The sequence below is a fragment of the Luteipulveratus halotolerans genome (assembly GCF_001247745.1).
Lineage (GTDB): Bacteria > Actinomycetota > Actinomycetes > Actinomycetales > Dermatophilaceae > Luteipulveratus > Luteipulveratus halotolerans.
On sequence record NZ_LAIR01000002.1, the window covers coordinates 3,204,857 to 3,227,419 of the forward strand.

At 70.5% G+C, this 22,563-nt stretch carries 18 protein-coding genes; 4 read left to right on the forward strand and 14 right to left on the reverse strand.

The features are described 5' to 3' along the window. Nucleotides 1-11: 11 nt before the first annotated feature. From cobA to VV01_RS16155, 10 genes are all read right to left on the reverse strand, one after another. Nucleotides 12-1,154: a uroporphyrinogen-III C-methyltransferase gene (gene cobA, locus VV01_RS16110; protein ID WP_050670768.1), complete on the reverse strand. Its 1,143-nt coding sequence runs from the start codon at nt 1,152-1,154 to the stop codon at nt 12-14. Next, nucleotides 1,141-1,488: a nitrite reductase small subunit NirD gene (gene nirD, locus VV01_RS16115; protein WP_050670769.1), complete on the reverse strand. Its 348-nt coding sequence runs from the start codon at nt 1,486-1,488 to the stop codon at nt 1,141-1,143. Before nirD ends, cobA begins: the two co-directional genes overlap by 14 nt. After that, nucleotides 1,485-4,103, reverse strand: a complete 2,619-nt coding sequence (gene nirB / locus VV01_RS16120; RefSeq protein ID WP_050670770.1) for a nitrite reductase large subunit NirB — start codon at nt 4,101-4,103, stop codon at nt 1,485-1,487. The genes nirD and nirB overlap by 4 nt, the downstream gene beginning before the upstream one ends. Then, nucleotides 4,100-5,752: an FAD-dependent oxidoreductase gene (locus VV01_RS16125; RefSeq protein WP_050670771.1), complete on the reverse strand. Its 1,653-nt coding sequence runs from the start codon at nt 5,750-5,752 to the stop codon at nt 4,100-4,102. The genes nirB and VV01_RS16125 overlap by 4 nt, the downstream gene beginning before the upstream one ends. Next, nucleotides 5,749-7,857 (reverse strand): molybdopterin oxidoreductase family protein, encoded by a 2,109-nt coding sequence (locus VV01_RS16130; RefSeq protein ID WP_050670772.1) that lies wholly within the window; start codon nt 7,855-7,857, stop codon nt 5,749-5,751. Before VV01_RS16130 ends, VV01_RS16125 begins: the two co-directional genes overlap by 4 nt. A 2-nt stretch (nt 7,858-7,859) precedes the next feature. Further along, nucleotides 7,860-9,254, reverse strand: a complete 1,395-nt coding sequence (locus VV01_RS16135; RefSeq protein WP_050670773.1) for an MFS transporter — start codon at nt 9,252-9,254, stop codon at nt 7,860-7,862. 435 nt (nt 9,255-9,689) lie between these two features. Then, nucleotides 9,690-10,244 (reverse strand): orotate phosphoribosyltransferase, encoded by a 555-nt coding sequence (gene pyrE / locus VV01_RS16140; RefSeq protein ID WP_050670774.1) that lies wholly within the window; start codon nt 10,242-10,244, stop codon nt 9,690-9,692. Nucleotides 10,245-10,276: 32 nt separating this feature from the next. Next, a complete protein-coding gene (locus VV01_RS16145; RefSeq protein ID WP_050670775.1) occupies nt 10,277-11,047 on the reverse strand; it encodes an SDR family NAD(P)-dependent oxidoreductase in 771 nt (256 codons plus the stop codon). 10 nt (nt 11,048-11,057) lie between these two features. Further along, on the reverse strand, nt 11,058-12,260 hold the full coding sequence (locus VV01_RS16150) for an AMP-binding protein (RefSeq protein WP_157508880.1): 1,203 nt from the start codon (nt 12,258-12,260) through the stop codon (nt 11,058-11,060). Beyond that, nucleotides 12,257-13,012: an SDR family NAD(P)-dependent oxidoreductase gene (locus VV01_RS16155; protein ID WP_050670777.1), complete on the reverse strand. Its 756-nt coding sequence runs from the start codon at nt 13,010-13,012 to the stop codon at nt 12,257-12,259. The genes VV01_RS16150 and VV01_RS16155 overlap by 4 nt, the downstream gene beginning before the upstream one ends. 123 nt (nt 13,013-13,135) lie before the next feature. Here VV01_RS16155 and VV01_RS16160 point away from each other — a divergent pair, with 123 nt between their 5' ends. After that, the gene (locus VV01_RS16160; RefSeq protein ID WP_050670778.1) at nt 13,136-13,927 is read left to right on the forward strand and encodes an exodeoxyribonuclease III; all 792 of its coding nucleotides are present in this window, start codon (nt 13,136-13,138) and stop codon (nt 13,925-13,927) included. Between the two features lie 133 nt (nt 13,928-14,060). Here VV01_RS16160 and VV01_RS16165 read toward each other — a convergent pair whose 3' ends face one another. Beyond that, nucleotides 14,061-15,590: an AMP-binding protein gene (locus VV01_RS16165; RefSeq protein WP_050670779.1), complete on the reverse strand. Its 1,530-nt coding sequence runs from the start codon at nt 15,588-15,590 to the stop codon at nt 14,061-14,063. A gap of 79 nt (nt 15,591-15,669) precedes the next feature. After that, nucleotides 15,670-16,557, reverse strand: coding sequence for an NAD(P)-dependent oxidoreductase (locus tag VV01_RS16170; RefSeq protein WP_050670780.1), 888 nt, complete (start codon nt 16,555-16,557; stop codon nt 15,670-15,672). 150 nt (nt 16,558-16,707) lie between these two features. On the opposite strand from VV01_RS16170, the gene VV01_RS16175 reads away from it, so the two are divergent. The 3 genes from VV01_RS16175 (at nt 16,708) to VV01_RS16185 (ending at nt 20,594) form a co-directional block, all read left to right on the forward strand. Beyond that, entirely contained in the window at nt 16,708-17,064 is a 357-nt protein-coding gene (locus VV01_RS16175) for a winged helix-turn-helix transcriptional regulator (RefSeq protein ID WP_050670781.1), read from the forward strand. Nucleotides 17,065-17,150: 86 nt separating this feature from the next. Next, on the forward strand, nt 17,151-18,170 hold the full coding sequence (locus tag VV01_RS16180; protein ID WP_050670782.1) for a hypothetical protein: 1,020 nt from the start codon (nt 17,151-17,153) through the stop codon (nt 18,168-18,170). Between the two features lie 81 nt (nt 18,171-18,251). Continuing rightward, on the forward strand, nt 18,252-20,594 hold the full coding sequence (locus tag VV01_RS16185; protein WP_050670783.1) for a serine/threonine-protein kinase: 2,343 nt from the start codon (nt 18,252-18,254) through the stop codon (nt 20,592-20,594). Here VV01_RS16185 and VV01_RS16190 read toward each other — a convergent pair. Further along, the gene (locus tag VV01_RS16190; protein ID WP_050670784.1) at nt 20,557-20,994 is read right to left on the reverse strand and encodes a hypothetical protein; all 438 of its coding nucleotides are present in this window, start codon (nt 20,992-20,994) and stop codon (nt 20,557-20,559) included. The two genes, VV01_RS16185 and VV01_RS16190, sit on opposite strands and share 38 nt — an antisense overlap. A gap of 9 nt (nt 20,995-21,003) precedes the next feature. Next, on the reverse strand, nt 21,004-22,458 hold the full coding sequence (locus VV01_RS16195) for an OmpA family protein (RefSeq protein ID WP_050670785.1): 1,455 nt from the start codon (nt 22,456-22,458) through the stop codon (nt 21,004-21,006). Between the last annotated feature and the right edge of the window lie 105 nt (nt 22,459-22,563).

Below are 22,563 nucleotides of genomic sequence, written 5' to 3' on the forward strand. Positions count from 1 at the left end.
CCGGCATACGCCTAAGCCTGGTCGAGAACGGACGCGACGTCACCGATGACGATGACGGACGGGTTGGCGACGCCCTCGAGCGTGACCCGCTCGGCGATGTCGGCGAGCGTCCCGCGGACCACGCGCTGCTCGGGCGTCCATGCCTTGTGTACGACGGCCGCGGGCGTCTCGGGCGCGCGCCCGTCGCGCAGCAGCCGCGAGGTCAGCTCGTGCAACCGGCTCATGCCCATCAGCACCAGGATCGTGCCGGGCCACTGGGCGAGGACGGAGGTCTCCATCTCGTCGTGGCCGGACACCACGAGGAAGCCGGTCGCCGTACCGCGATGGGTGACGGGGATGTCGGCGGCGGCCGGCGCGGCGAGCGCGCTCGTGACACCGGGCACGACCTCGACGTCGACACCGGCCTCACGGCAGGCGAGCAGCTCTTCGCCGCCGCGGCCGAGCACGAACGGGTCGCCGCCCTTGAGACGGACGACGTACTGACCGCGCTGGGCCCGCTCCACCAGGATGCGGTTGATCTCGGGCTGCGGGATCGGGTGGTGGTAGGGCGTCTTGCCGACGTCGACGACCTCGACGTGCTGCGCGAGCTCGGCGAGCACAGCGGTCGGGGCGAGCCGATCGGTGACGACCACGTCGGCGCGCGCGAGCTCGCGACGAGCGCGCAGCGTGAGCAGGTCGGGGCTGCCCGGGCCGCCACCGACGAGGACGACCTTGCCCCCGGCACCTCGGGCAGGCAGCGTGACCGAGCCCTCGTGCAGTGCCGTGGTGATGTCGGCGAGCACCTGCTGAGCGGCGTCGCCGCACACACCCACCGTCGTACCGTCGACCTGTGCGGTCGGCACGGCTTCGGCGTCCACGGACTCGCACCAGATGCGGTCGGCCTCGCACCACGCGCGCACCTGCTCGTCGCGGGCGGCGTCGACGTCCTGCGGCGACACGAGCCAGACGTCGGCGAGGTCGGCGCGGACGACGTCACGGCGTACGACGGTGACGCGCTCGTCGCGGGCGGCCAGGTCGCGCAGGCCCTCGCACACGTGCGGAGCGACGACGCGCACGTGGGCGCCCTCGGAGAGCAGGGCACGGGCGCGCACCTCGGCGGCCGGGCCACCGCCCAGCACCAGAACGCGCCGACCGGTCAGGTCAAGAGCGTGCATCCTCACTCACCTCCACGTACCCGTCACGCACGCGTACGGGCCAGATCCGAAGGGCGACCGACTCGTCGGTGAGACAGGCGCCCGTACGCAGGTCGAACGCCTGCTTGTACATCGGTGAGGTCACCACGGGGACCTCCTCGCCCTCCACGACCTTCGAGCCCACGATGCCGCGAGCCATCACGTTGGCCCCACTGACGGGGTCGGCGTGATCAGTGCCGTGCACCGACCCGTCGAGCAGCCGGAAGAGCGCCACCTGGGCTTCGCCGACCAGGGCCGCGACGCCGCGCTCCGGCTGCAGCTCTTCGAGCCGGCACACGGGCATCCAAGCACTCATGATCGCACCTCCAGGCGAGTTCCCGCGATGACGACCGGATCGCGGTCGGCGGCTCCGACGAGCTCGACCTCTCCCCTGGCCGCGCGCTCGCGGTCGTGGTCGGTGGCCGGGCGGCGCTGACCGCGTTCGACCACATAGGAAAGGGAGTCGTCGGTGCGCTCGGGCGCGTTGACGAACGAGGAGAACTTGGCGAGCTTGACCGGGTCGGCCAGCACCTCGGCCCACTCGTCGCGGTACGCACCGACGTGCTGGGCCATCGCCGCGTCGAGGTCGGCGGCGATGCCGAGGCTGTCGTCCATCACCACGGCACGGACGTGCTCGATGCCGCCCTCGATCTCCTCCAACCACGGCGCCGTGCGCTGCAGGCGGTCGGCCGTGCGGATGTAGTACATGAAGAACCGGTCGATGCTGCGGATCAGCGTCGCGTCGTCGAGGTCCTCGGCCAGCAGCACGGCGTGCTTGGGCGTCTGGCCTCCGTTGCCGCCGACGTAGAGGTTCCAGCCCTTCTCGGTCGCGATGACGCCGACGTCCTTGCCACGCGCCTCGGCGCACTCACGCGCACAGCCGGAGACACCGACCTTGAGCTTGTGCGGTGAGCGCAGGCCGCGGTAGCGCAGCTCGAGCTCGACCGCCATGCCCACGGAGTCCTGGACGCCGAACCGGCACCACGTCGAGCCGACGCACGACTTCACGGTGCGCAGCGACTTGCCGTAGGCGTGGCCGGACTCGAACCCGTGGTCGACGAGCTGCTTCCAGATCGCCGGCAGCTGGTCGATGCGCGCGCCGAACATGTCGATGCGCTGACCGCCGGTGATCTTGGTGTAGAGCCCGAAGTCGCGGGCGATCTCACCGATGACGATCAGCCCCTCGGGCGTGATCTCACCGCCCGGGATGCGCGGGACGACGGAGTAGGTGCCGTCCTTCTGCAGGTTGGCGAGCACGTGGTCGTTGGTGTCCTGCAGCGTCGCCTGCTCGCCGCCCAGGATGTGGCCGTTGCCGAGGCTGGCCAGGATCGAGCCGACGACGGGCTTGCAGATGTCGCAGCCGCGTCCACGTCCGTGCCGCTCGATGATGTCGGTGAACGTGCTCATGCCGCTGACCTGCACGGCGTTGAACAGCTCGGCCCGCGTCATCGCGAAGTGCTCGCACAGGCTGCGGTCGACGGTGATGCCGGCCCGCTCCTGCTCGGTCTCGACGATCTTCTTGACCAGCGGCAGGCAGGCGCCACAGCTCGTACCGGCCTTGGTGCAGCCCTTCACACCGGCGAGGTCGCAGCCGTCCTCGCTGACCGCGCACCGGATCGCGCCGGCGTCGACGTTGTTGCAGGAGCAGACCTGCGCGTCGTCCGGGAGCTCGAGTCCGGCTGTGCCGCCTGCGGACTCGGGCACGATGTACGACGACGGGTCGCCCGCCAGCTCGCGTCCCACCATCGGCCGCAGCGCGGCGTACGACGATGCGTCGCCGACGAGGATGCCGCCCAGCAACGTCTTGGCGTCGTCCGAGACGACGAGCTTCTTGTAGGCACCGGTGACCGAGTCGGCGTACACGATCTCGAGCGCGCCCGGCGTGGTGGCGAACGCATCACCGAACGACGCGACGTCGACGCCGAGGAGCTTGAGCTTGGTCGAGGAGTCGGCGCCCGGGAACGTCGCCTCGCCCCCGAGCAGGCGGTCGACGGCGATCTCGGCCATCGTGTAACCCGGAGCGACGAGGCCCCACACGCGGCCCTCGATGCAGGCGACCTCACCGATCGCGGAGATCGCGGGATCCGTGGTGGCACAGGCGTTGTCGACGATCACGCCGCCACGCTCGCCGACATCGAGGCCGGCCTCGCGGGCGAGCTCGTCGCGCGGCCGCACACCGGTCGCGAAGATCACGACCTCGACGTCCATGCGGTCGCCGTCGGCGAACTTCATCGCGCTCACCACGCCGCGCTTGCCGACCACCTCCGAGGTGGCGGTCTCGACCCGCACCTGGACCCCGAGGCCTTCGATGAGGCGGCGCAGCTCCTGGCCGCCGCCCTGGTCGACCTGCAGGGGCATCAGACGTGGAGCGAACTCGACCACTGTCGACTCGGCGCCGAGCGCCTGGAGGGCACCGGCTGCTTCCAGTCCGAGCAGTCCACCACCGATCACGGCACCTCGGACCGGTCGGTCCGGGTGGTCGGCGCGCAGCTTTCCGACATAGCCGCGCAGGTCGGCGACGTCGTCGATGGTGCGATAGACGAAGCAGCCGCGGATGTCGTTGCCCTTGACGGGCGGCACGGCGGCGTACGAACCGGTCGCCAGTACGAGGTGGTCGTACTCCACGGTCTCACCGGTCGACAGCTCGACCGTGCGCGTGTCGCGGTCGATGGCCTTGGCACTGATGCCTTTTCGCAGGCGCACGAGCGGGTCGGCCCACAGCGCATCGTCACCGAGGTGCAGGTCCTCGGGGTCGCGGCCGGTGAAGTACGACGTCAGCGCGACGCGGTCGTACGGCGGGCGAGGCTCCTCGCTGAGCAGCGTGACGCGGTGCTGTCCGTCGGTGTCGCGGGAGCGCAGTGCCTCGACGAAGCGGTGCGCGACCATGCCGCCGCCCACCACGACCACGTGACGAGTTCCGTTGACGTTCATACGGTTTCTCCTTGGTGCTCCAGCGCCGTGAGAGGCGACTCCGTGGAATCGGGGTTGACGTCGTCCATCCAGTCCAGGAGGCCCTGGACCACTCCGGTGCAGCCTCCGCAGCCGGTGGTGGCACGCGTACGGCAGGCCACGTCGGCGATCGAGCGGTCGCCGCACACGTGGGCGTCGACGATCTCCTTCTTGGTGACGCCGTTGCAGCGGCACACCGTGGCCGAGCCGGGCATCGCGGTCGGGCTCTGCACCGTCGGTACGCCGGCCGCGGCAGGACCACGCACCAGCAGCAGGGCCGGGTCGTCCGGCACCTCGGTGCCGTGCTCGTACGCCACGGTCAGATCGGCCGCGACCTCCGGGCTGCCCACGCACACCGCCCCAGCAATCCTGTTGTCCTGCAGGAGAACTCGGATGGCTCGGCGTCCGCGCGGGTCCACGAGCGACACGATGTGCGGGCCGTCGATCGCATGGTCATCTGCGGGCAGAGGTTCGCCGAGGGCGACGACGTCGAGCCCGACCGCCTTGAGCTTCACCACGGACCCACCGCTGGTTGAGCCGGGCGAGCCGCTGGTTGAGCCGGGCGAGCCGCTGGTTGAGCCGGGCGAGCCGCTGGGCGAGCCCGTGTTGAAACCCGGTGAGCCGTAGGGAGACTCTCCCTGCTCGTCACCCGGTTTCGACTCGACCTCCGCTAGCGCTCCGGTCGGCTCAACCAGCGAGGCCGCCAGGCGATGGGCCTGCTCCCAGCCTGGTGCGAGCAGACCCGGGCACCCGGTCGGCGTCTCGGCGCAGTCGCCGATCGCGGCGACCGAAGGGTCGTCGACCGACCGGAGGTCGTCACCGACCACGATGCCGTGGCCGACCGAAAGCGCTGCAGCAGAAGCGATCTCGACGCGCGGAGCCACCCCGGCGCTGAGCACGACCAGGTCGGTCTCGATCTGGCCGCCGTCACTCAGCGTCACGTGCGTGATGCCAGCACCATCGCGGTGCACCTGCTGCAGTCCGACGCCGGTGCGCACGTCGATGCCGAGGTCGGCCATCGTGCTGCCGGCGACGGCCGCCGACGTGGCGTCGAGCTGGCGTTCCATGACGTGCCCACCGAGGTGGACGACGGTGACCTGGACGTCGCGGGTACGCAGCCCGCACGCGACCTCCACCCCGAGCAGGCCTCCGCCGAGCACCGTCACATGTCCGACCCGGCTGCAGGCGGCGAGCAGGTCGCGGCAGTCGTCGATGCTCCGCAGGGCTCGTACGCCGGCCAGACCGTGCTCGTCGTCGTGCAACCCCTCGATCGGCGGGATCCGTGCCGCGCTGCCGGTGGCGAGAACCACCGTGTCGTAGGGGTGCTCACGACCGAACTCGTCGATGACCAGCTTGCGGTCACGGTCGAGGATGGCGGCTGCGCTCCCCCGGTGCACCCGTACCTGACCGGGCGGCGCCGGCAGGGTGAGCGCGTTGAGGTCGGCGCGTCCGGCGATGACCTCGCTGAGCATCAGCCGGTTGTAGGGCTCGTACGGCTCGTCACCCAGCACGGTCACGTCGAGGCGCGCGTCCGTCGTACGGGCGAGGCGGTCCAGGTCGTCCAGGAACCGGGCACCGACCATCCCGTGCCCGACGAGGACCACGCGGTGCGCGCGCGTGCCGCCGCTCATGACGCCACCGCCTCGTCGACCCGCGACAGACTCACTGCGCACACCTTGAACTCGGGCATGCCGCTGATGGGGTCGGTCGCGGGGTTGGTGACGTCGTTGACGCAGGCACCGCCCGAGTAGTGGAACGGCATGAACACGGTGTCGCGGCGCACCTCGTCCGACAGCCGCGCGGGTGCGACCGTCACGCCGCGGGCCGACTCGACACGCACCCGCTCGCCCTCGTCGATGCCGAGGCGCTGCGCGGTGATCGGGTGGATCTGGACGAACGCGCTGGGCTGCGCCTTGACCAGCTCGCGCACGCGGCGGGTCTGAGCGCCCGACTGGTAGTGCTGCAGCAGCCGACCGGTCACCAGATAGATCGGAGCCTCGGACCGCAGGTCGTCGGCGACCGGCGCCGGGCGTACGTCCACCATCACTGCGCGGCCGTCGTCGTGAGCGAATCGATCGAGGAAAAGCCTTGGTGTGCCTGCGCTCTCGGAGTCGGGGCACGGCCAGTAGATCGCCTCGCCGCTGTCCAGCCGCTCGTGGCTGACGCCGCCGTAGTCGGCGACTCCACCGGCGCTGGCGCGGGCGAGCTCGTCCATGACCGTCGACGGGTCGGTGTCGAAGGTCGCCTTCGAGCCGAGTCGCTGGGCCAGGTCGTGCAGGATCGTCAGCTCGCTGCGCACGCCCTCAGGAGCGTCAACAGCCTTGTGCCGCCTCAGGACTCGGCCCTCGAGCGAGGTCATCGTGCCGCTCTCCTCGGCCCACTGGGTGACGGGCAGGACGACGTCGGCGAGGTGCGTCGTCTCGGAGGGTACGAAGTCGCAGACGACCAGCAGGTCGAGCGCGGCCATCCGACGTCGTACCTCGGACGCGTCGGGCGCACTCACGACCGGGTTGGCACCGTGCACCATCAGCACCCGCGGACCGCCCGGCTCGGCCAGTCGGCTCAGCAGCTCGACGGCCGGCACGCCCGGTCCGGGGATGTCATCGGCGTCGACGCCCCACACGGCGGCGACGTGCTGCCGCGCGGCGGGGTCGACGATCTTGCGGTAGCCGGGCAGCTGGTCAGCCTTCTGCCCGTGCTCACGACCGCCCTGACCGTTGCCCTGGCCGGTGACGCAGCCGTAGCCGCTCCCGACCGTGCCGGGCAGCCCGAGCGCGAGCGCCAGGTTGATCGCGGCTGTGACGGTGTCGGTGCCGTGCGCGTGCTGCTCGGCACCGCGACCCGTGAGGACGTACGCTCCCGCTCCGCCGCGCAACGGCGACGCCTGCGCGAGAAGCGTTGCAGCAGAACGGATCTGTGCAGCCGGTACGCCGGTCGCGCGCTCCACGGCCTCCGGCCACCACTGCGTGGCGGATCGCTTCACCGCGTCCCAGCCGTTGACGCGCTCGGCGATGTAGGTCTCGTCGACGGCTGCGCCGGCGATCACGCAGTGCAGGATGCCGAGCAGGACGACGATGTCCGTGCCGGGCAGCGCCTGGAGGTGGATGCCTCCGCCGTCCTGCGTGAGCTGCGCGGTCGGCGTACGGCGCGGGTCGATCACGATGAGGCCACCGCGTGAGCGCACACCGGCCAGGTGCTGCACCGACGGAGGCATCGTCTCGGCGAGGTTGCTGCCAGCCAGGAGCACGGCGTCGGCACCGCCGAGGTCGGCGAGCGGGAACGGCAACCCGCGGTCGAGACCGAAGGCCCGCGTACCCGCCGCCGCGGCCGATGACATGCAGAACCGGCCGTTGTAGTCGATCATCGCGGTGCCCAGGCCGACACGCGCGAACTTGCCCAGCGCATAAGCCTTCTCGTTGGTCAGGCCGCCTCCGCCGAAGACCGCGACGGCGTCCTTGCCACTCTCACGCTGCACCCGGGTGATCGCCTCGACGATGACGTCGTACGCCGCGTCCCAGGTCGTCGGCACGAGCTCGCCCGACGCATCCCGCACCAGCGGGCTGGTCAGCCGGTCGGGGGCGGTGAGCAGCGAGGCCGACGTCCAGCCCTTCTGGCACAGACCGCCCAGGTTGGTCGGGAAGTCGCGCGGCTCCACCGTCACCCCGCCGTCGTCGACCGTGAGCCGCATCGCGCACTGGAGCGCGCAGTACGGGCAGTGCGTGTCCGTGGTCGTCATGCTCACACCCGTGCGTCGCCGAGGTGGGTTCCCTTGCGGCCGTAGACCGCCCAGGTGAGCGTCGCCATCACGAGGTAGAGACCGATGATCGCCCAGAGCGCGGGGACGATCGTGCCCGTGGCGTGCGTCGCGTCGACGGTGTGCGACTTGGCGAACGAGAAGCCCTGCGGGATCACGAACCCGCCGTACGCGCCGACCGCACCGACGATGCCGATGGCACCGGCCGCGATCTTGCGGGTGCCGGCGATGTCGCCGCCCGAGGTCGCCTGGAAGACGATCGGGATCATCCGGTAGATCGAGCCGTTGCCGATGCCGGTGAAGACGAACAGCAGCAGGAACGTCGCCATGAACAGCCCGAAGCTCTTGTCCTGCAGGGCGAAGATCGCGCCGAACGCGCCGACGGCCATCGCGACGAACGACACGACCGTGACGATCCAGCCGCCGACCTTGTCGGCGACGATGCCGCCGATGGGGCGCGCCACCGAGCCGACGAGGGCGCCCATGAACGCGAGCTTGAGACCGTGGTCGGGGAACGCGTCGGTCATGATCTTGGGGAACGCGCCGGCGAAGCCGATGAACGACCCGAACGTGCCGAAGTAGATGAACGACAGGACCCAGGTGTGCTTGCGCCGCGCCGCAACCGCGAAGCTGCGCGGGTCGGACTTCGCCGTCGAGAGGTTGTCCATCCAGCGCCAGGCGAGCACGGCCGAGACGAGGATCAGCGGGACGAACACCCAGCCGGCCAGCGGCAGGTCGGGATCAGTGGCCGTGGCCGCACCGAAGACCACGACGAACGGCACCGCGAACTGGACCGCCGCCGTACCCAGGTTGCCGCCAGCAGCGTTGAACCCCAACGCTTTTCCCTTCTCCGCCTGCGGGAAGAAGAAGGAGATGCTGGTCATCGACGACGCGAAGTTGCCGCCGCCGACACCCGCGAGTGCGGCCATCAGCAGGAGCACCGGGAACGGCGCGGTCGCACCGATCGCGAGCGCCAGCCCGATCGTCGGGAAGAGCAGCAGCAGCGCCGAGATGATCGTCCAGTTGCGGCCGCCGAACTTCGGCACCGCGAACGTGTAAGGGATGCGCAGCGTGGCGCCGACGAGGGTCGGGATCGACAGCAGCCAGAACTGCTGCGAGTCCGACAGGGCCGCAGCACCGGCGTACCCGTAGTGCTTCAGCTGCGGGACGACGATGCCCCAGAGCGCGAAGACGCCGAATCCGAGGAACTCGGCGAACACCGACAGGCGCAGGTTGCGTTGCGCGACCGAGCGACCTTCGGCGGCCCACTGGACCGTGTCCTCCGGGTCCCAGCCGTCGATCCAGCGGCCCGGACGACGGTGCAGCCCTGAGACGGACGGCGATGCTGACGTGGTGGTCTCTGCCACGGACGTTGCCATGTGGTGGGCCTCCCGACGCGGCTCACCTGGATGGCGAGCGATGTCGGGAAAGGTAGGAATCAGCTGTTACGACGAACGCGTACGTTGCGTTTCGCCGGCGTCACCGTTCGCTCACACGTGTTGAGTCCTGATGTGAGAAGGGCGCCTGACCTGCGCTTTCGTCGTACGCCGGGGCCGAGAGAGACCTATCTCACACCGACCGGCCGGTCCCAGCCGGTCCGCCGCCACCGCTAGTTGAGCCGGTCCGAGGCGCTAGCCGAGGGCCGTGTCGAAACCTGGTGCTGCGACGGGAGACTCCGGAACCCCGCGACCAGCCACGATGATGGCGAGGGGACCCTCCCACGATGCGCAACCACGTTGCGGAAACGCGCAACGATGTTGCGCTTGTCCGGAGACCCCCCCGACGTCGCCGACTGAGCCGGCAGCCGCCGTTGGTCAGCGCAGGCCGAGGTCGTCCAGGCCGTAGGCGAACACGTAGGCGGGCACGTCCTGCTCGACCTTCTCCTTGGCGCCCGTGTCGCGGTCGGCGATGACCGCGACGGCGACGACCTCGGCGCCGGCCTCACGGCACGCGGCGACGGCCTCGAGCGCCGAACCGCCCGTGGTGGACGTGTCCTCGACGACGAGCACCCGACGACCCTTGATCGACGGGCCCTCGATCCGCTGCTGCAGCCCGTGCGCCTTGCCCGCCTTGCGGACGACGAACGCGTCGAGCGCGCGACCGTCCTCGGACGCCGCGTGCAGCATGGCCGTCGCGACCGGGTCGGCGCCCATCGTGAGCCCGCCGACGGCGTCGTACGACAGGTCGCGGGTCAGGTCGAGCATCACGCGGCCGACGAGGGGGGCAGCGGCGCCGGAGAGCGTGACCCGGCGCAGGTCGACGTAGTAGTCGGCCTCCTTGCCGGAGGAGAGCGTGACCTTGCCGTGCACCACGGCCTCGTCACGGATGATCTGCTGGAGTGCGGTGCGGTCGTTGCTCGTGTCAGTCACAGACCCTGAGCCTAACGCGCGGGCCCATGAGGTCAGTTCTGCGGACGGTGGCGGCGCCTGAACGCGCCTGCCCGCGAGACCTTCCGCGGCAGCATGTCGAGCAGGCCGACGGCCGCCTTGTACTGCACACCCGGCACCGAGATCGACTTGCCGCGGTCGACGTCGGCGAGGCACTGGCGTACGACCTTGTCGGCGTCGAGCCACAGCGCGTCGGGCATGCCCTGCCCGGTGATGCCTGCCCGCTCGTGGAACTCGGTGCGTGTGAGGCCGGGGCACAGTGCGGTCACCGTCACGCCCGTGCCGGCGAGCTCGGCCGCGAGCGACTCGGAGAACGTCGTCAGGTAGCTCTTGGCGGCGGCGTACGTGCCGGTGGCCAGGAAGCTCGCGACCGACGAGACGTTGATGATCGCGCCGTGGCCGCGCTCGCGCATGCCCCGTGCTGCGGCGTGGCTGAGCACGACCGGCGTACGGACCAGGACCGCGAGGACCGCTTCCTCGTCGACGACGTCGTTGTCGAGGAAGCTCGACCCGAGCGAGTAGCCCGCGTTGTTGACCAGCAGGTCGACGGGGCGGTCAGGGTCGGCCAGCCGGTCGGCGACGGTCTGCACGTCGAGCCGCTCGGTGAGGTCGGCGGGCAGGATCTCGACGTCGACGCCGTGCATGGTGGACAACTCGTCGCGCAGCGCCGCGAGGCGCGTCTCGTCGCAGGCGACCACGACCAGGTCGTGGCCGCGACCGGCCAGCTCGTGCGCGAACGACTTGCCGATGCCGGCGCTGGCGCCGGTGATGAGGGCAGTAGCCATGACCGTGAGTCTAGGGACGTCGAGTGACGCACAGCTCGACCCGTGCGTACGCCGGGCCCAGGTCACGCAGCATCGCCCGGCGGAGCACGTCCGCGGTGAGACCGGTGTCGTCGGCGGTGATGTGCAGGCCAGCAGCCGTCGTCCGCACTCCCGTCACACCATGACGGGTACGCAGGTACTGCTCCGCCCGTTCGTACGAGACCAGCTCACCGCGGGTGGACGTGAGCTCGTCGGCCCGGCCCTCCAGCCGGAGGAGGCCGTCACGCATCCGCCCGAGGTCGGTGGCCAGCGTCCGCCCGCGGCCGAGCAGGGGCGTACACACCTCGACCCGGCCGAGCGCGCCCGGCTCGACCTCGCGACCGGCCCCGTCGACCACCCGGATCCGAACACCCGCGAGCGGCCGGCCGACCGTCGCCGGGTCGAGTGCGCGCTCGGCGGGACCGGCCAATGTGATCGGTCCGGCCTCGGTCGTGCCGTAGACATCCACCACCTGCGCGCCGCCGTCGGTGAGCCGGGCAGCGATCGCCGGGGCGAGTCGGTCGGAGCCTGAGATCACGAGTCCCGTGGGGGCGCACCAGCTCTCGAGCTGGTCCGGCACTGCGGTGACCGCGTCAGCACCCGACTCGGCGTAGAGCGCGGCCGTTTCAGGTGGCGTCAGTCGGTGCAGGTCGATCACAGGTACGCCGGTCAGCCATGCACCCGTCCAGGCCGCCACACCGTGCGACTGTGTCGGAGGTACAGCGACGCCAATTCGCCGTGGCCGCAACGGTATTCGTCGCAGCACGCTGCCGACCTGAGCCACCACGGCGGGCGACGGGAGGCTGCGGCGCACGGCCCGGGGACGGCCCGTCGTACCGCTCGTGTGCAGCGTCACCGGCGCGGGCACACGCGGCAGAGGGGTACGCCGGCCGGTCACCAGGTCGGCGAGTCGCCTCTCCCCCGCGACGCCCAGATCACCATCGGTGACGAGGAGAGCTCCGGGGCCGGCCTCGGCCATCAGGTCGACGAGGTCGAGGCGGCCGCGACGCGCGCCGACCAGCCAGACCGGCGCGCCGACGTGAAGGGCTGCACAGGTCGTGACGATCGTGTCGTGCAACGACGTCGTGGCGACGAGAACCGTTGTGGTGCGGTCGATTCCGGACGCAGCACGCCTGGCCTCACGGAGCAGATCACGCCTCGACCAGCCACCGCGGGCATCGACCAGCCAGGTCATCGGCGCCGCCGCAGCGAGCCGAGGCCGATCAGCCGTGCGCTCAGCGCAGGCGCCGCCGCGGTGAGTGTCGAACCGGCACGCGCCCACGCCGGTGACACCAGCGGCCGGGGACGTCGGAGCACTCGTTCGATCCGGGCGGCCGCGTCGGCGGCGGACTCCGAGAAGGGAGGCCGGTCGCCGTACGTCGGGGCGCTCATCGGCGTACGCACCAGCCCCAGCTCGACCACGCTCACGTCGATGCTGTCCCTGCGCAGCTCGGGGCCGATCGCGCGCAGCCACCCGTCCATCGCGGCTTTCGAGGCGCAGTACGCGCCCCAGCCGGGCACCGGCATGCGCGCGTTGACGGTCGGGACGCCGACCACGTGGCCGCTGCCGCGGGCCGCCATCGCGGGCAGCAGCCCGAGGACGAGCCGCGAGTGGCCCAGGAAGGTGACGCGCATCGAGCGCTCGAGGTCGTGGTGGCGCCCGACCTGCTCGGCCGCGCTGCGGGCGATGGACAGACCGGCGTTGCACACGACCGCGTCGGGCGCCGCGCTCAGCGACGCGACCAGCCCATCGACCGAGTCGTCGTCACGCAGATCGGCGGCGATGACCCGCGCGGAACCGCCCGACCGGCGTACGTCGGCCGCGACCGCGTCGAGCTCGTGCTGCCTGCGGGCGGTGAGGACGAGCTCGTGCCCCGGCGCCGCGAGACGACGCGCGAGCGCCGCACCGATCCCCGATGACGCACCCGTGATCAGGACCCGGCCCATGCGGCGCAGTCTAGAAGTGACCCGCCGCGTGCACCCCGCTCTCGAGTTGGGGGTCGCAACGGGAGGTAGGGCTCCCGGCACGACCCCCGGTTCGGTGTCGGCCTCGCCACCTAAGGTGTCCGGGTGCGTATCGCGACCTGGAACGTCAACTCCGTCCGCTCCCGGATCGACCGGGTGATGGGCGTGCTCGAACGGCACGACCTCGACGTGCTCCTGCTGCAGGAGACCAAGTGCCGCGACGACCAGTTCCCGGCGATGGCGCTGGAGGGCTCGGGCTACGAGTTCGTCAACCACGGCCTCAACCAGTGGAACGGCGTCGGCATCATCTCGCGGGTCGGCCTGGACGACGTCGAGCGCGGTTTCCCTGACATGCCGCAGTTCGGTGACCCGCTCGTCTCGGAGGCCCGCGCGCTCGGCGCGACGTGCGGCGGCGTACGCGTGTGGTCGCTCTACGTCCCCAACGGGCGCGAGCTCGACCACCCGCACTACCACTACAAGCTCGAGTGGCTGGCCCGCCTGCGCGACAACGCCGCGGGCTGGCTCGCCGACGACCGCGACGCCCAGATCGTCCTGGCTGGCGACTGGAACATCGCGCCCACCGACGACGACGTGTGGAGCGTCGAGTACTACGCCGACAAGACGCACACCTCAGAGCCCGAGCGGTCGGCGTTCGAGGCCTTCGTCGACGCGGGGTACGCCGACCTCGTGCGTCCCTACACCCCCGGCCCGGGCGTCTACACCTACTGGGACTACACCCAGCTCGCGTTCCCCAAGAAGCGCGGCATGCGCATCGACTTCGCCCTCGGTACGCCGGCGCTCGCCGCACGCGTGACCGGTGCGTCGATCGACCGCGAGGAGCGCAAGGGCAAGGGCGCCTCCGACCACGCGCCAGTCATCATCGAGCTCACCGACTGATCGCCAGGGACGACCCCGCACCAGGCAACTGCGTCACCTGCGAGGCAACTGCGTCTCGTGAGTCTGACCGGCTTGCACGTCGGTCAGACTCAGGCGACGCGGTTGCCTGGCCGGCGTCTGAGCGCAGCGGCGGTCAGTTGACCTGGCGCTCGTGGCCCTCCCAGTAGGGCTGGCGCAGCTTGAACTTCTGCAGCTTGCCGGTCGCCGTCCGCACCAGCTCGTCACGGAACTCCACCTTCTTGGGGCACTTGTAGCCCGCGAGCGACGTGCGAGCGTGGGCGATCAGGTCGTCCTCGCTGATGTCGCCGTCGCGGACGACGAGCGCGGTCACCATCTCGCCCCACTTCTCGTCCGGAATGCCGATGACGGCGACCTCGCGCACGGCCGGGTGCGACATCAGCACGTCCTCGACCTCGATCGAGCTGACGTTCTCACCGCCGGTGATGATGACGTCCTTCTTGCGGTCTGCGATCGTCAGGTAGCCCTCGTCGATCGAGCCGCCATCACCGGTGTGGAACCAGTTGCCCTCCTGCGCGGCGGCGGTCTCGTCGGGCTTGTCCCAGTAGGCCTCGAGGTTGTGGTTGGACTGTGCGAGCACCTCGCCGGACTCGTCGATCGACAGCCGTACGCCGACCGCGGGCGCACCGGCGCGACCGAGCCGGCGGGCCTGCTCGGTCGGGTCGAGGTCGTCCCACTCGGCGCGCATCCGCGACATCGTGAGCAGCGGCGCGGTCTCGGTGAGGCCGTAGATCTGGATGAACTCCCAGCCGAGGTCTGCGCGGACGCGCTCGATCGTGCTGGTGGGCGGCGGGGCGCCCGCGACGATGATGCGCACCCGGTCGCGCCCCGGGATCTCACCCTCCCAGGTCTTGGCGCCGTCGAGCGCGGCCTGTACGACGGCCGGCGCCGCGCACAGGTAGGTCACGCCGTGCTCCTCGATGCGGCGCAGGATCTCGGTGCCGTCGACCTTGCGCAGCACGACGTGCGTCGCCCCGACACCGGTGGCCGTGAACGGGTGCCCCCAGCCGTTGGCGTGGAACATCGGCAGCGTGTGCAGATAGACGTCGCGGTCCGAAACCGTTGCCTGCCAACCGAATACGGTCGCGTTGAGCCACAGGTTGCGGTGCGTCATCTGCACGCCCTTGGGGCGGGCCGTCGTGCCGCTGGTGTAGTTGATGGTGGCGGTGGCGTGCTCGTCGCCCTCCCACTCGGCGGGCTCGGCGTCGCCGCCCCACAGCTGGTCGTCGTCCTCCCCCAGCACGAACGACCGCTCGCACGGGACGTCCTCGACGAGATGCCGCAGCTCGGGGTCGACCATCAGCACCTCGGCGCCGGACTGCTCGACGATGTACTTCACCTCGGGCACCGACAGCCGGAAGTTGACCGGCACGAGGATGCGACCCCAACCGCTGACGCCGTAGAACGACGTCAGCAGGCGTGCGCTGTTGTGCGACACGACCGCCACACGTCCGCCGACAGGTACGCCCATCCGGTCGAGGTTGGCCGCCTGCGCCCGCGCGAGGCGACCCATCTCGGCGTACGTGATGCGCCCACCACCGAACGGCGGCGCCGGCTGGTCCGGCTCGTCGACGACGGCGACGCGGTCGGCGTACACCGTGGTGGCGCGGTCGAGGAAGTCGCGAACGGTCAGCGGGTACTCCACGGGGAACCTCCGGCTCGGCGTGATCTGGCTCACCTATTTGTACGCCGGTCGCTCGCCCGTGTCGCGGCAGGGCACCCCCTCAGCGCTCCACCGACCTGCGGCCGCTGATGACGCGGGCGAGCGCCGTCCAGCTCTGGTCACCGTGGCCGGCTGCGATGCCGCGCGCGTACAACGCCTGCACGGCGCGCGGCAGTGTCGCGTCCAACCCGGCCTGCTCACTCGCGCGTACGACGTGGTCGGCGGTCGCGCCCATCATCCGCAGGTTCGCCGCGTCGCCGGGGTGATCGTCGGCGTCGAGGTGGCGAGCGGTCTCCTCCAGGTACATCGACAGCGAGTCGACGTTGTCCTTGACGTACGCCGTGAAGTCGGCCGCCCGTACGCCCGCCGACGCGACGAGCTGGTAGCCGTGCAGGACGCCGGCGAGACAGGTCAGGAAGATGTCGAGCTGCGCCTGGTAATGCAGCTGCGCCAGGCCGTGGGCTTCGCCGACGTAGCGCGGCGCCGCGATGAGCCGCAGCACGTCGTCGTACTCCTCCAAAGCCGCGCGCGGCCCGCTGTAGAACGCGTAGGCGACCTCGCTGCCGACGAGTGGTTCGGGCACCATCACGCCGCCGACGAGCAGGCGAACGCCGTGCTCGGCCGCCCACACCGCCGCGCACTCGGTCTCCTGCGGGTTGTCCGAGCTGAGGTTGACCAGGGTCTTGCCCGCAAGGTGGTCGGTGACGTCGCCGAGCAGGTCGTACATCGCGGCGTAGTCGGTGAGGCTGAGCACCACCAGGTCGGAGGCGTCCAGCGCCTCGGCCACGGTCGTCGTACGCCGTGCGCCGGCGGCCACGAGTGCGTCACCGCGCGCCGGTGTGCGGTTGAAGACCGTGAGGGGTACGTCGTGCTCCAGCAGGACGCGGCCCATCGCACGACCCATCGGTCCGAGGCCGATCAGGGTGGTCGAAGGCAGGGCAGGGCTCATCGAATCTCCTTGTGGGATAAGGGAATTCACCGCGCGGAGCCGAGTCGTCCCGCCGCCGGTGCTGAGACCAGCGTCAGTCACCGGGACTACTCTCCACAAGTACCGACTTTGAAGTCAGTACCTGTCCCGGAAGTCAGTGAGGTGGCCTCGATGAGCCGTTCGCCCCAGCCCTACGCGTGCGGTGTCGACGCCGCGATCGACGTGATCAGCGGCAAGTGGAAGGCGTATATCCTGTGGCGCATGGCGGACGGGCCCAAGCGGTTCGGCGAGCTGCGACGCCTCGTGCCCGGCATCACCGAGAGGGTCCTCATCCGGCACCTGCGCGAGCTCGAGGCCGACGAGATCGTGCTCCGTACGGAGTTCGCCCAGGTGCCGCCCAAGGTCGAGTACTCCTTGACCCCCGCTGGTGTCGCTCTCAACGCCGCGCTCGAACCCCTCGCCGACTGGGGCCACGAGCGCATGGACCGCATCGCGGCCGCGCGACAGCCGGCGACGCGCACCGGTTGAGACGGAACCCGGGCCGCGCGCGGTCACGTCGGACCCCCTGTGCGAGCGATCGCGCAGCAGACGACCCGACGGAAAGGCCACATCCCATGCTCTCCAAGCGCTCCGTGTCCATCGCCGCCGCAGCGGCCCTGACCGCCGGTGTGGCGGCGACTGCCACCGCGACGTCGGCGTCCGCCGAGGACTCCATGTGCCAGACGACGACCGGGAGCAAGGACTTCTACGACGGGCCGTCGGCGAGCGCGACGTACGACAAGACGTTCCACAACAGCGTGGTCGTGCCGAAGGGTCTGTACTCCGCGGGCTACATCCCGCAAGGCCTCGCGTACTGGAACAACTGGAACGGCACCAGCGAGGACGTGCTGCTGATCTCGGCGTACAAGGATGACGCCGCCGCGATCTGGGGCGTCGTGCTGAACGGCTCGCGCCGTGGCCAGAGCCTGGGCCACATGAACATCCCGAAGACCCACGCCGGCGGCATCGCGATCGTCGGAGGCTACGTCTACGTCAGCGGTGGGACGACCTACAAGGGCAACAAGGTCGACGTCCTCTACTGGTCGGCGAGCAAGGTGCGCAAGGCTCTCGCCGGGCCCAACGGCGGCACGGTCGCCCCCAACGGCTACCAGAACCTCGCCGGCGCAGGCTCCTTCCTCGGCAAGGGCGGCGGCGCGGGCACGACCCTGTGGACCGGCACCCACGACGAGAACAAGCACTCGAGCATGTGGCAGTACAAGCCGAGCTCGACCGGCAAGCTGACCTACACGGGCAAGAAGCGTTGGGTCCCGGCGAAGACACAGGGCATGACCGTCGTCGGTGACAAGTACGTGTTCGCCACGTCCCTGGGACGCAACGACCGCAGCAACGTCTGGGTGCGGCCGTCGTCGTACACCGGTGACATCACTGACGGCACGTCGTTCTGCATGCGCGCCCCGTCGATGATCGAGGGCCTGGCGTACGGCAACTCCGATGGCAACAAGCATGTCTGGGCGATCTACGAGAGCGGCGCCAACACGTACGCGAACGCCTGGGACAAGCCGCGCAACATCGTCAAGCACATCCACTGGGCGGGCGGCTCTGCGCTCGCCGGCCTGTACGGCCAGGGCGACTGACCGACGTACGCGGGCCCGCGAGGTGGCGGGCCCGCGTACGCTCTGGCCACGTGACGACGGCGGCCCTACGAGGCGCGTGACATGGCATCCGACCGGTCAGGACAACGGTTCGGCCCCTACCTCCTGCAGGCGCTGCTCGGGCGCGGCGGCATGGGTGAGGTCTACCGCGCGCTCGACACCGAGAAGGACCGGGTCGTCGCGGTCAAGCTGCTGCCGCCCCACCTGGCCCAGGACCCGTCGTACCAGGCGCGTTTTCAGCGTGAGGCCCACGCCGCCGCCCACGTGCAGAGCCCCAACATCGTGCCGATCCACACGTTCGGCTCGATCGAGGGTGTGCTGTTCATCGAGATGGCGTTCATCGACGGCGAGGACCTCGGCAGCCTGATCCGCTCGCGCGGCCCGCTGGAGCCGCGCCAGGCGGTCTCGGTCATCGGCCAGATCGCGAGCGCGCTCGACGCCGCGCACGCCGCCGGCCTGGTCCACCGCGACGTCAAGCCCGCCAACATCATGGTCTCGGGCGGGCACGCCTACCTGTCCGACTTCGGCATCGCGAGCGGCCGGGGCGACACCCGGATCACCTCGACCGGTGTCGCGATCGGGTCGTTCGCCTACATGGCGCCCGAACGGTTCACCGACGACCAGCAGCTCACGGGCGCGGTCGACACGTACGCGCTCGGATGCGTCCTGTTCGAGTGCCTCACCGGCGAGCCGCCCTACCCGGCCACGTCGCAGCACGCGCTTCTCGAGGCGCACCTGCACGGCGAGCCGCGGCCGGTGTCACAGGTACGCCCGGGGCTGCCGGCCGCTCTCGACGCAGTGATCGCCCGCTGCCTCGCGAAGCGGCCCACGGACCGGTACCCGTCGGCGCGGGCGTTCGCGCAGGCCGCGCGCGAGGCACTGCCCTCACCGTCGTACGCCGGTGGGTCCGGTTCGGTCTGGAAGCGCTGGGCGATCCCCGCCCTCGTCGCCGCCGTCTGCATCGGCCTGATCGCCGGCATGCTCGTCAACCGGTTCGCCGGCTCCGACGACCCGCCCGCACAGGCGGTCCAGCTGATCCCGGCCGACCAGACGCCGCCCGAGCGGTTCACCGCGTCTGCGGTCACCCAGCGACCGTCGGACGTGCTCAAGCAGTCACACGTACGCGCCGACGGCTCATCGGGCGGCGCGACCGCGACCACGGCTGCTGCGCCGCTCGTACCCCAGACGTCGCGTGGTGGCGACGCCGGCCTCTACGGCCGTGAGGGCGATGAATCCGCTTGTGACTCAAGCAGACTCATCGAGATGCTCATGGCCGAGCCGGCGGTGGCGAAGGCGTGGGCGCAGCTGCAGGGCGTCACGGTCGAGCAGATCCCCGCCACGATCAAGAGTTGGACGTCGGTGCTGCTGCGGCACGACACCTACGTCACCAACACGATCTACAAGGGCGGCAGGGCCGAGTCCTACCCCGCGATCCTGCAGGCGGGCACCGCGGTGCTGGTCGACCGCAACGGCGTGCCGCGCACCAAGTGCAACTGCGGCAACCCGCTGCTGCCACCGCCGCCCGCCGACGGTCGTCAGGTCGTCGGCGCGGCGTGGAAGGGCTACAGCCCCAGTCGAACTCGCGTCGTACGACCCAGCGTCGCGGCCCTCAGCAGTTTCACCGTCGCCGACATCGTCACGGGCGCGACTCGGGCCGTCCCAGCGGGTGGCGCTGCTCGCCCGGCCGACGTCACAGCCGCGACCCTGCAGACCGCTCAGGTGCCGGCGGCCTGCCAGGCGAGCGCCCAGCGGCTCGTGGGCGGCAAGGCACCGAAGCCTTTCGGCGGCGGCCTCGGGCAGATCTCCGACAAGGTCGTGTACGCCGACATCGCCGGAATCGGTTACAAGCAGGGGCTTTTCGCGTACGACTGCAGCGCCGGCGGGGTCTCGTGGCCGCAGGTGCTCGTCCTCACAGGCGACAAGGGCGAGCTGCTCGGCTCGCTCGACCTCGGCCAGCGCGACCGCAAGGAGCACGCCGACGTCACGTCGATGACCGTGCGAGGCAACGTCGTCGACCTGGTGTGGAAGTCGTACGAAGGTGCCGGCTTCGACATCGTCGAGCACCGCAGCCAGGTGACGTACGCCGGTGGTCGCCTCTCCCTGACCGACGCCCCGGCCTCCGCGAGCCCCACGTCGGCAGCCGCGCGACCGAAGCGCCCGACGCCCGCGATGCTTTCGGCCGCGATGCGCAGGAGCGCGCAGTCCAGCGGCTCAGCGAGTCAGTACCCGCCCGGCATGTACGACTGCATGGGCCAGAAGATGTACGACTCCCAGAGCACCGACTCGGCGCTGTGGGCGTTCGTCGACGACCCGACTACCGAGCGCGACATCCCCGGCACCGACGAGAGCGGCGCCCAGGACGCCGTGATCACCTGCATGATGCAGTCAGGCGGTGGCCCGACCTGATGCTCGGATCTGCCGGGTCAACGGGCAGGACGCCGACCAGCAGCATGACGCCGCCGACGCCGTATCCGAGGAGGTGCAGGAACGGCCCGTCCGGGATCTCGAACCGACTCGGGTCCTTCGGGTCGTACCGGACGCGCCGCTCGGTGCCGACCCAGTCGCGGACCTCCGACGTGCGAAGGGCTCCTCGTGACTCCGAGCTGACCGGGCCACCGGGCGTCTGCAGCACGCCGGTCACGATCGAGACCGGGCCGGAGGCGTACTCGGACATGCTCACCCCGGCGTCGCGCAGGCCGATGACTCGCACCGTGGCCGAGCGAAGGCGCGCCGCGCTGATGTCGGCGTACAACAGATAGCCGACGATGAGCAGGCCGACCGCGAGGAAGATGTCGGTGAACACCATGGTGTGTCCTCAGCCGACCCGGACCTCGACGCGGCGGTTGCGCTGCTGCGCCGCCTTCAACGCCTCACCCGTCTGACCCGACTCGGTCACAGCCGGCTTCGAGTGACCGAACCCCTGCGCCTGGATCGACCACCCCGGACCCAACAGCTTCGCCAACGCCGACTTCACCGCATCAGCACGCTGCCCCGACAAGGTCTGATTGCGGGACTGTGTGCCTTGCGCGTCGGTGTGACCCTCCACCTTCAGCGTCCGCTTCGGCTGCGCCTTCAACGCCGCAGCCGCCGCCTCCAACGACCTGGACGCCTTCGGCGACAGCTGCGCCTTGTCGTACGCGAACAGCACGTCCGTCGACAACGCCACCCGACCATCAGCACTGATCGTCGCCCCCTCAACACGCGAACGCGCATTGAACAACGACACACCCTTGGTGCCCTTCACCGGCGTACCCGACACCGGCACCCGAATCGCCCGACCCCACGTCGGCAAGAACGCCAGCTCCGACGTCCCCGGATCAGCCAATGTCATCGTCACATCCACCGCCTTGCCCGGGTCGGGTACGCCGACCACGGCCGTGCAGCCGACCTCGCCGTCCTTGTCGCCGACACCGAGACCAACCACACCGGTGCCACCGGTCGCGAACAGCGGCTCAGCGCACCAGGTGTCCCGGGCCAACGAGTTGAAGACCCGCATGTTGTACACCGGGACCTGCGCACCCGGGTTCTGGACCGTTGCCTTCACGGTCACCGTGCCTCCGCTCCTGGCCGCCGACCGAACCACAAGACTCATGTCGGCGCCGAGCGCGGTCTGAGCACTCATCGTCGGCTCAGTGATCGGGACCTTGGCGAACGTCCCGATCGGCGCCACGCTCACGTCGACCGTGCTCGCACCCGGCGGCAGGCTCACCACCACAGCGGTCGACAGGCGCTTCTCCTCGGCCAGGTAGCCGTTGACAGTGCCACACAGGCAGTCACCGCTGGCATTGCGCACGGGCAGATACACACGCGGGTCACCCGCAGTACGGATCGTCACCGACGAGAACTCGCCCATCGCAATGGTGTCGAAGTAGCCCGGCTCGGTCCAGGTGTCCACCACATCAGTCGACGGCGGCGTCCAGGTGCCGTACACCACCGCACGATCCGGACCCAGCCGCTGCACCCCGTTCAACGCGAACGTGCCGCCCTTCAGAGAGGACTTCGTCCCCAGCACCGGACCGTTCGACAACGGCTTCACCCCCGCAGGCAGGTCGTACGGGCGACCGTCCTTCCGCTGCGACGTCTCGACCGCAGGCGATCCCGAGGGCCGACCCGTGGCGGACGCCGACGCACCCGCCGACGCGCCTACCGGCGAGGTGGCCGACGTCGGCGTACCCGCTCCAGGACCACTCACCGAGGCCTCCCCCGAGCACCCGGCCACACCGACCGCCAGCACTGCCACCGCAGCCGCCAGCCGAACCTGCGTGTTCATCACGAACCCGTCCCACCCTGTCGACAGCACAAACGCGCCGAACGCTAGCGGCCCCGCAGCACCCGTGGTGACTTCCCACAGGGCCGGATCTCGACCGACCACGAT

Bases quoted from the DNA above. Each gene is read 5' to 3' on its own strand.
- VV01_RS16180 (WP_050670782.1), top strand. From the start codon at position 17,151: ATGCTCTCCAAGCGCTCCGTGTCCATCGCCGCCGCAGCGGCCCTGACC.
- VV01_RS16195 (WP_050670785.1), bottom strand. From the start codon at position 22,458: ATGAACACGCAGGTTCGGCTGGCGGCTGCGGTGGCAGTGCTGGCGGTC.
- VV01_RS16135 (WP_050670773.1), bottom strand. From the start codon at position 9,254: ATGGCAACGTCCGTGGCAGAGACCACCACGTCAGCATCGCCGTCCGTC.
- VV01_RS16125 (WP_050670771.1), bottom strand. From the start codon at position 5,752: ATGAGCGGCGGCACGCGCGCGCACCGCGTGGTCCTCGTCGGGCACGGG.
- VV01_RS16155 (WP_050670777.1), bottom strand. From the start codon at position 13,012: ATGGGCCGGGTCCTGATCACGGGTGCGTCATCGGGGATCGGTGCGGCG.
- nirD (WP_050670769.1), bottom strand. From the start codon at position 1,488: ATGAGTGCTTGGATGCCCGTGTGCCGGCTCGAAGAGCTGCAGCCGGAG.
- VV01_RS16150 (WP_157508880.1), bottom strand. From the start codon at position 12,260: ATGACCTGGCTGGTCGATGCCCGCGGTGGCTGGTCGAGGCGTGATCTG.
- VV01_RS16170 (WP_050670780.1), bottom strand. From the start codon at position 16,557: ATGAGCCCTGCCCTGCCTTCGACCACCCTGATCGGCCTCGGACCGATG.
- VV01_RS16185 (WP_050670783.1), top strand. From the start codon at position 18,252: ATGGCATCCGACCGGTCAGGACAACGGTTCGGCCCCTACCTCCTGCAG.
- cobA (WP_050670768.1), bottom strand. From the start codon at position 1,154: ATGCACGCTCTTGACCTGACCGGTCGGCGCGTTCTGGTGCTGGGCGGT.
- VV01_RS16175 (WP_050670781.1), top strand. From the start codon at position 16,708: ATGAGCCGTTCGCCCCAGCCCTACGCGTGCGGTGTCGACGCCGCGATC.
- VV01_RS16130 (WP_050670772.1), bottom strand. From the start codon at position 7,857: ATGACGACCACGGACACGCACTGCCCGTACTGCGCGCTCCAGTGCGCG.
- VV01_RS16190 (WP_050670784.1), bottom strand. From the start codon at position 20,994: ATGGTGTTCACCGACATCTTCCTCGCGGTCGGCCTGCTCATCGTCGGC.
- VV01_RS16145 (WP_050670775.1), bottom strand. From the start codon at position 11,047: ATGGCTACTGCCCTCATCACCGGCGCCAGCGCCGGCATCGGCAAGTCG.
- nirB (WP_050670770.1), bottom strand. From the start codon at position 4,103: ATGAACGTCAACGGAACTCGTCACGTGGTCGTGGTGGGCGGCGGCATG.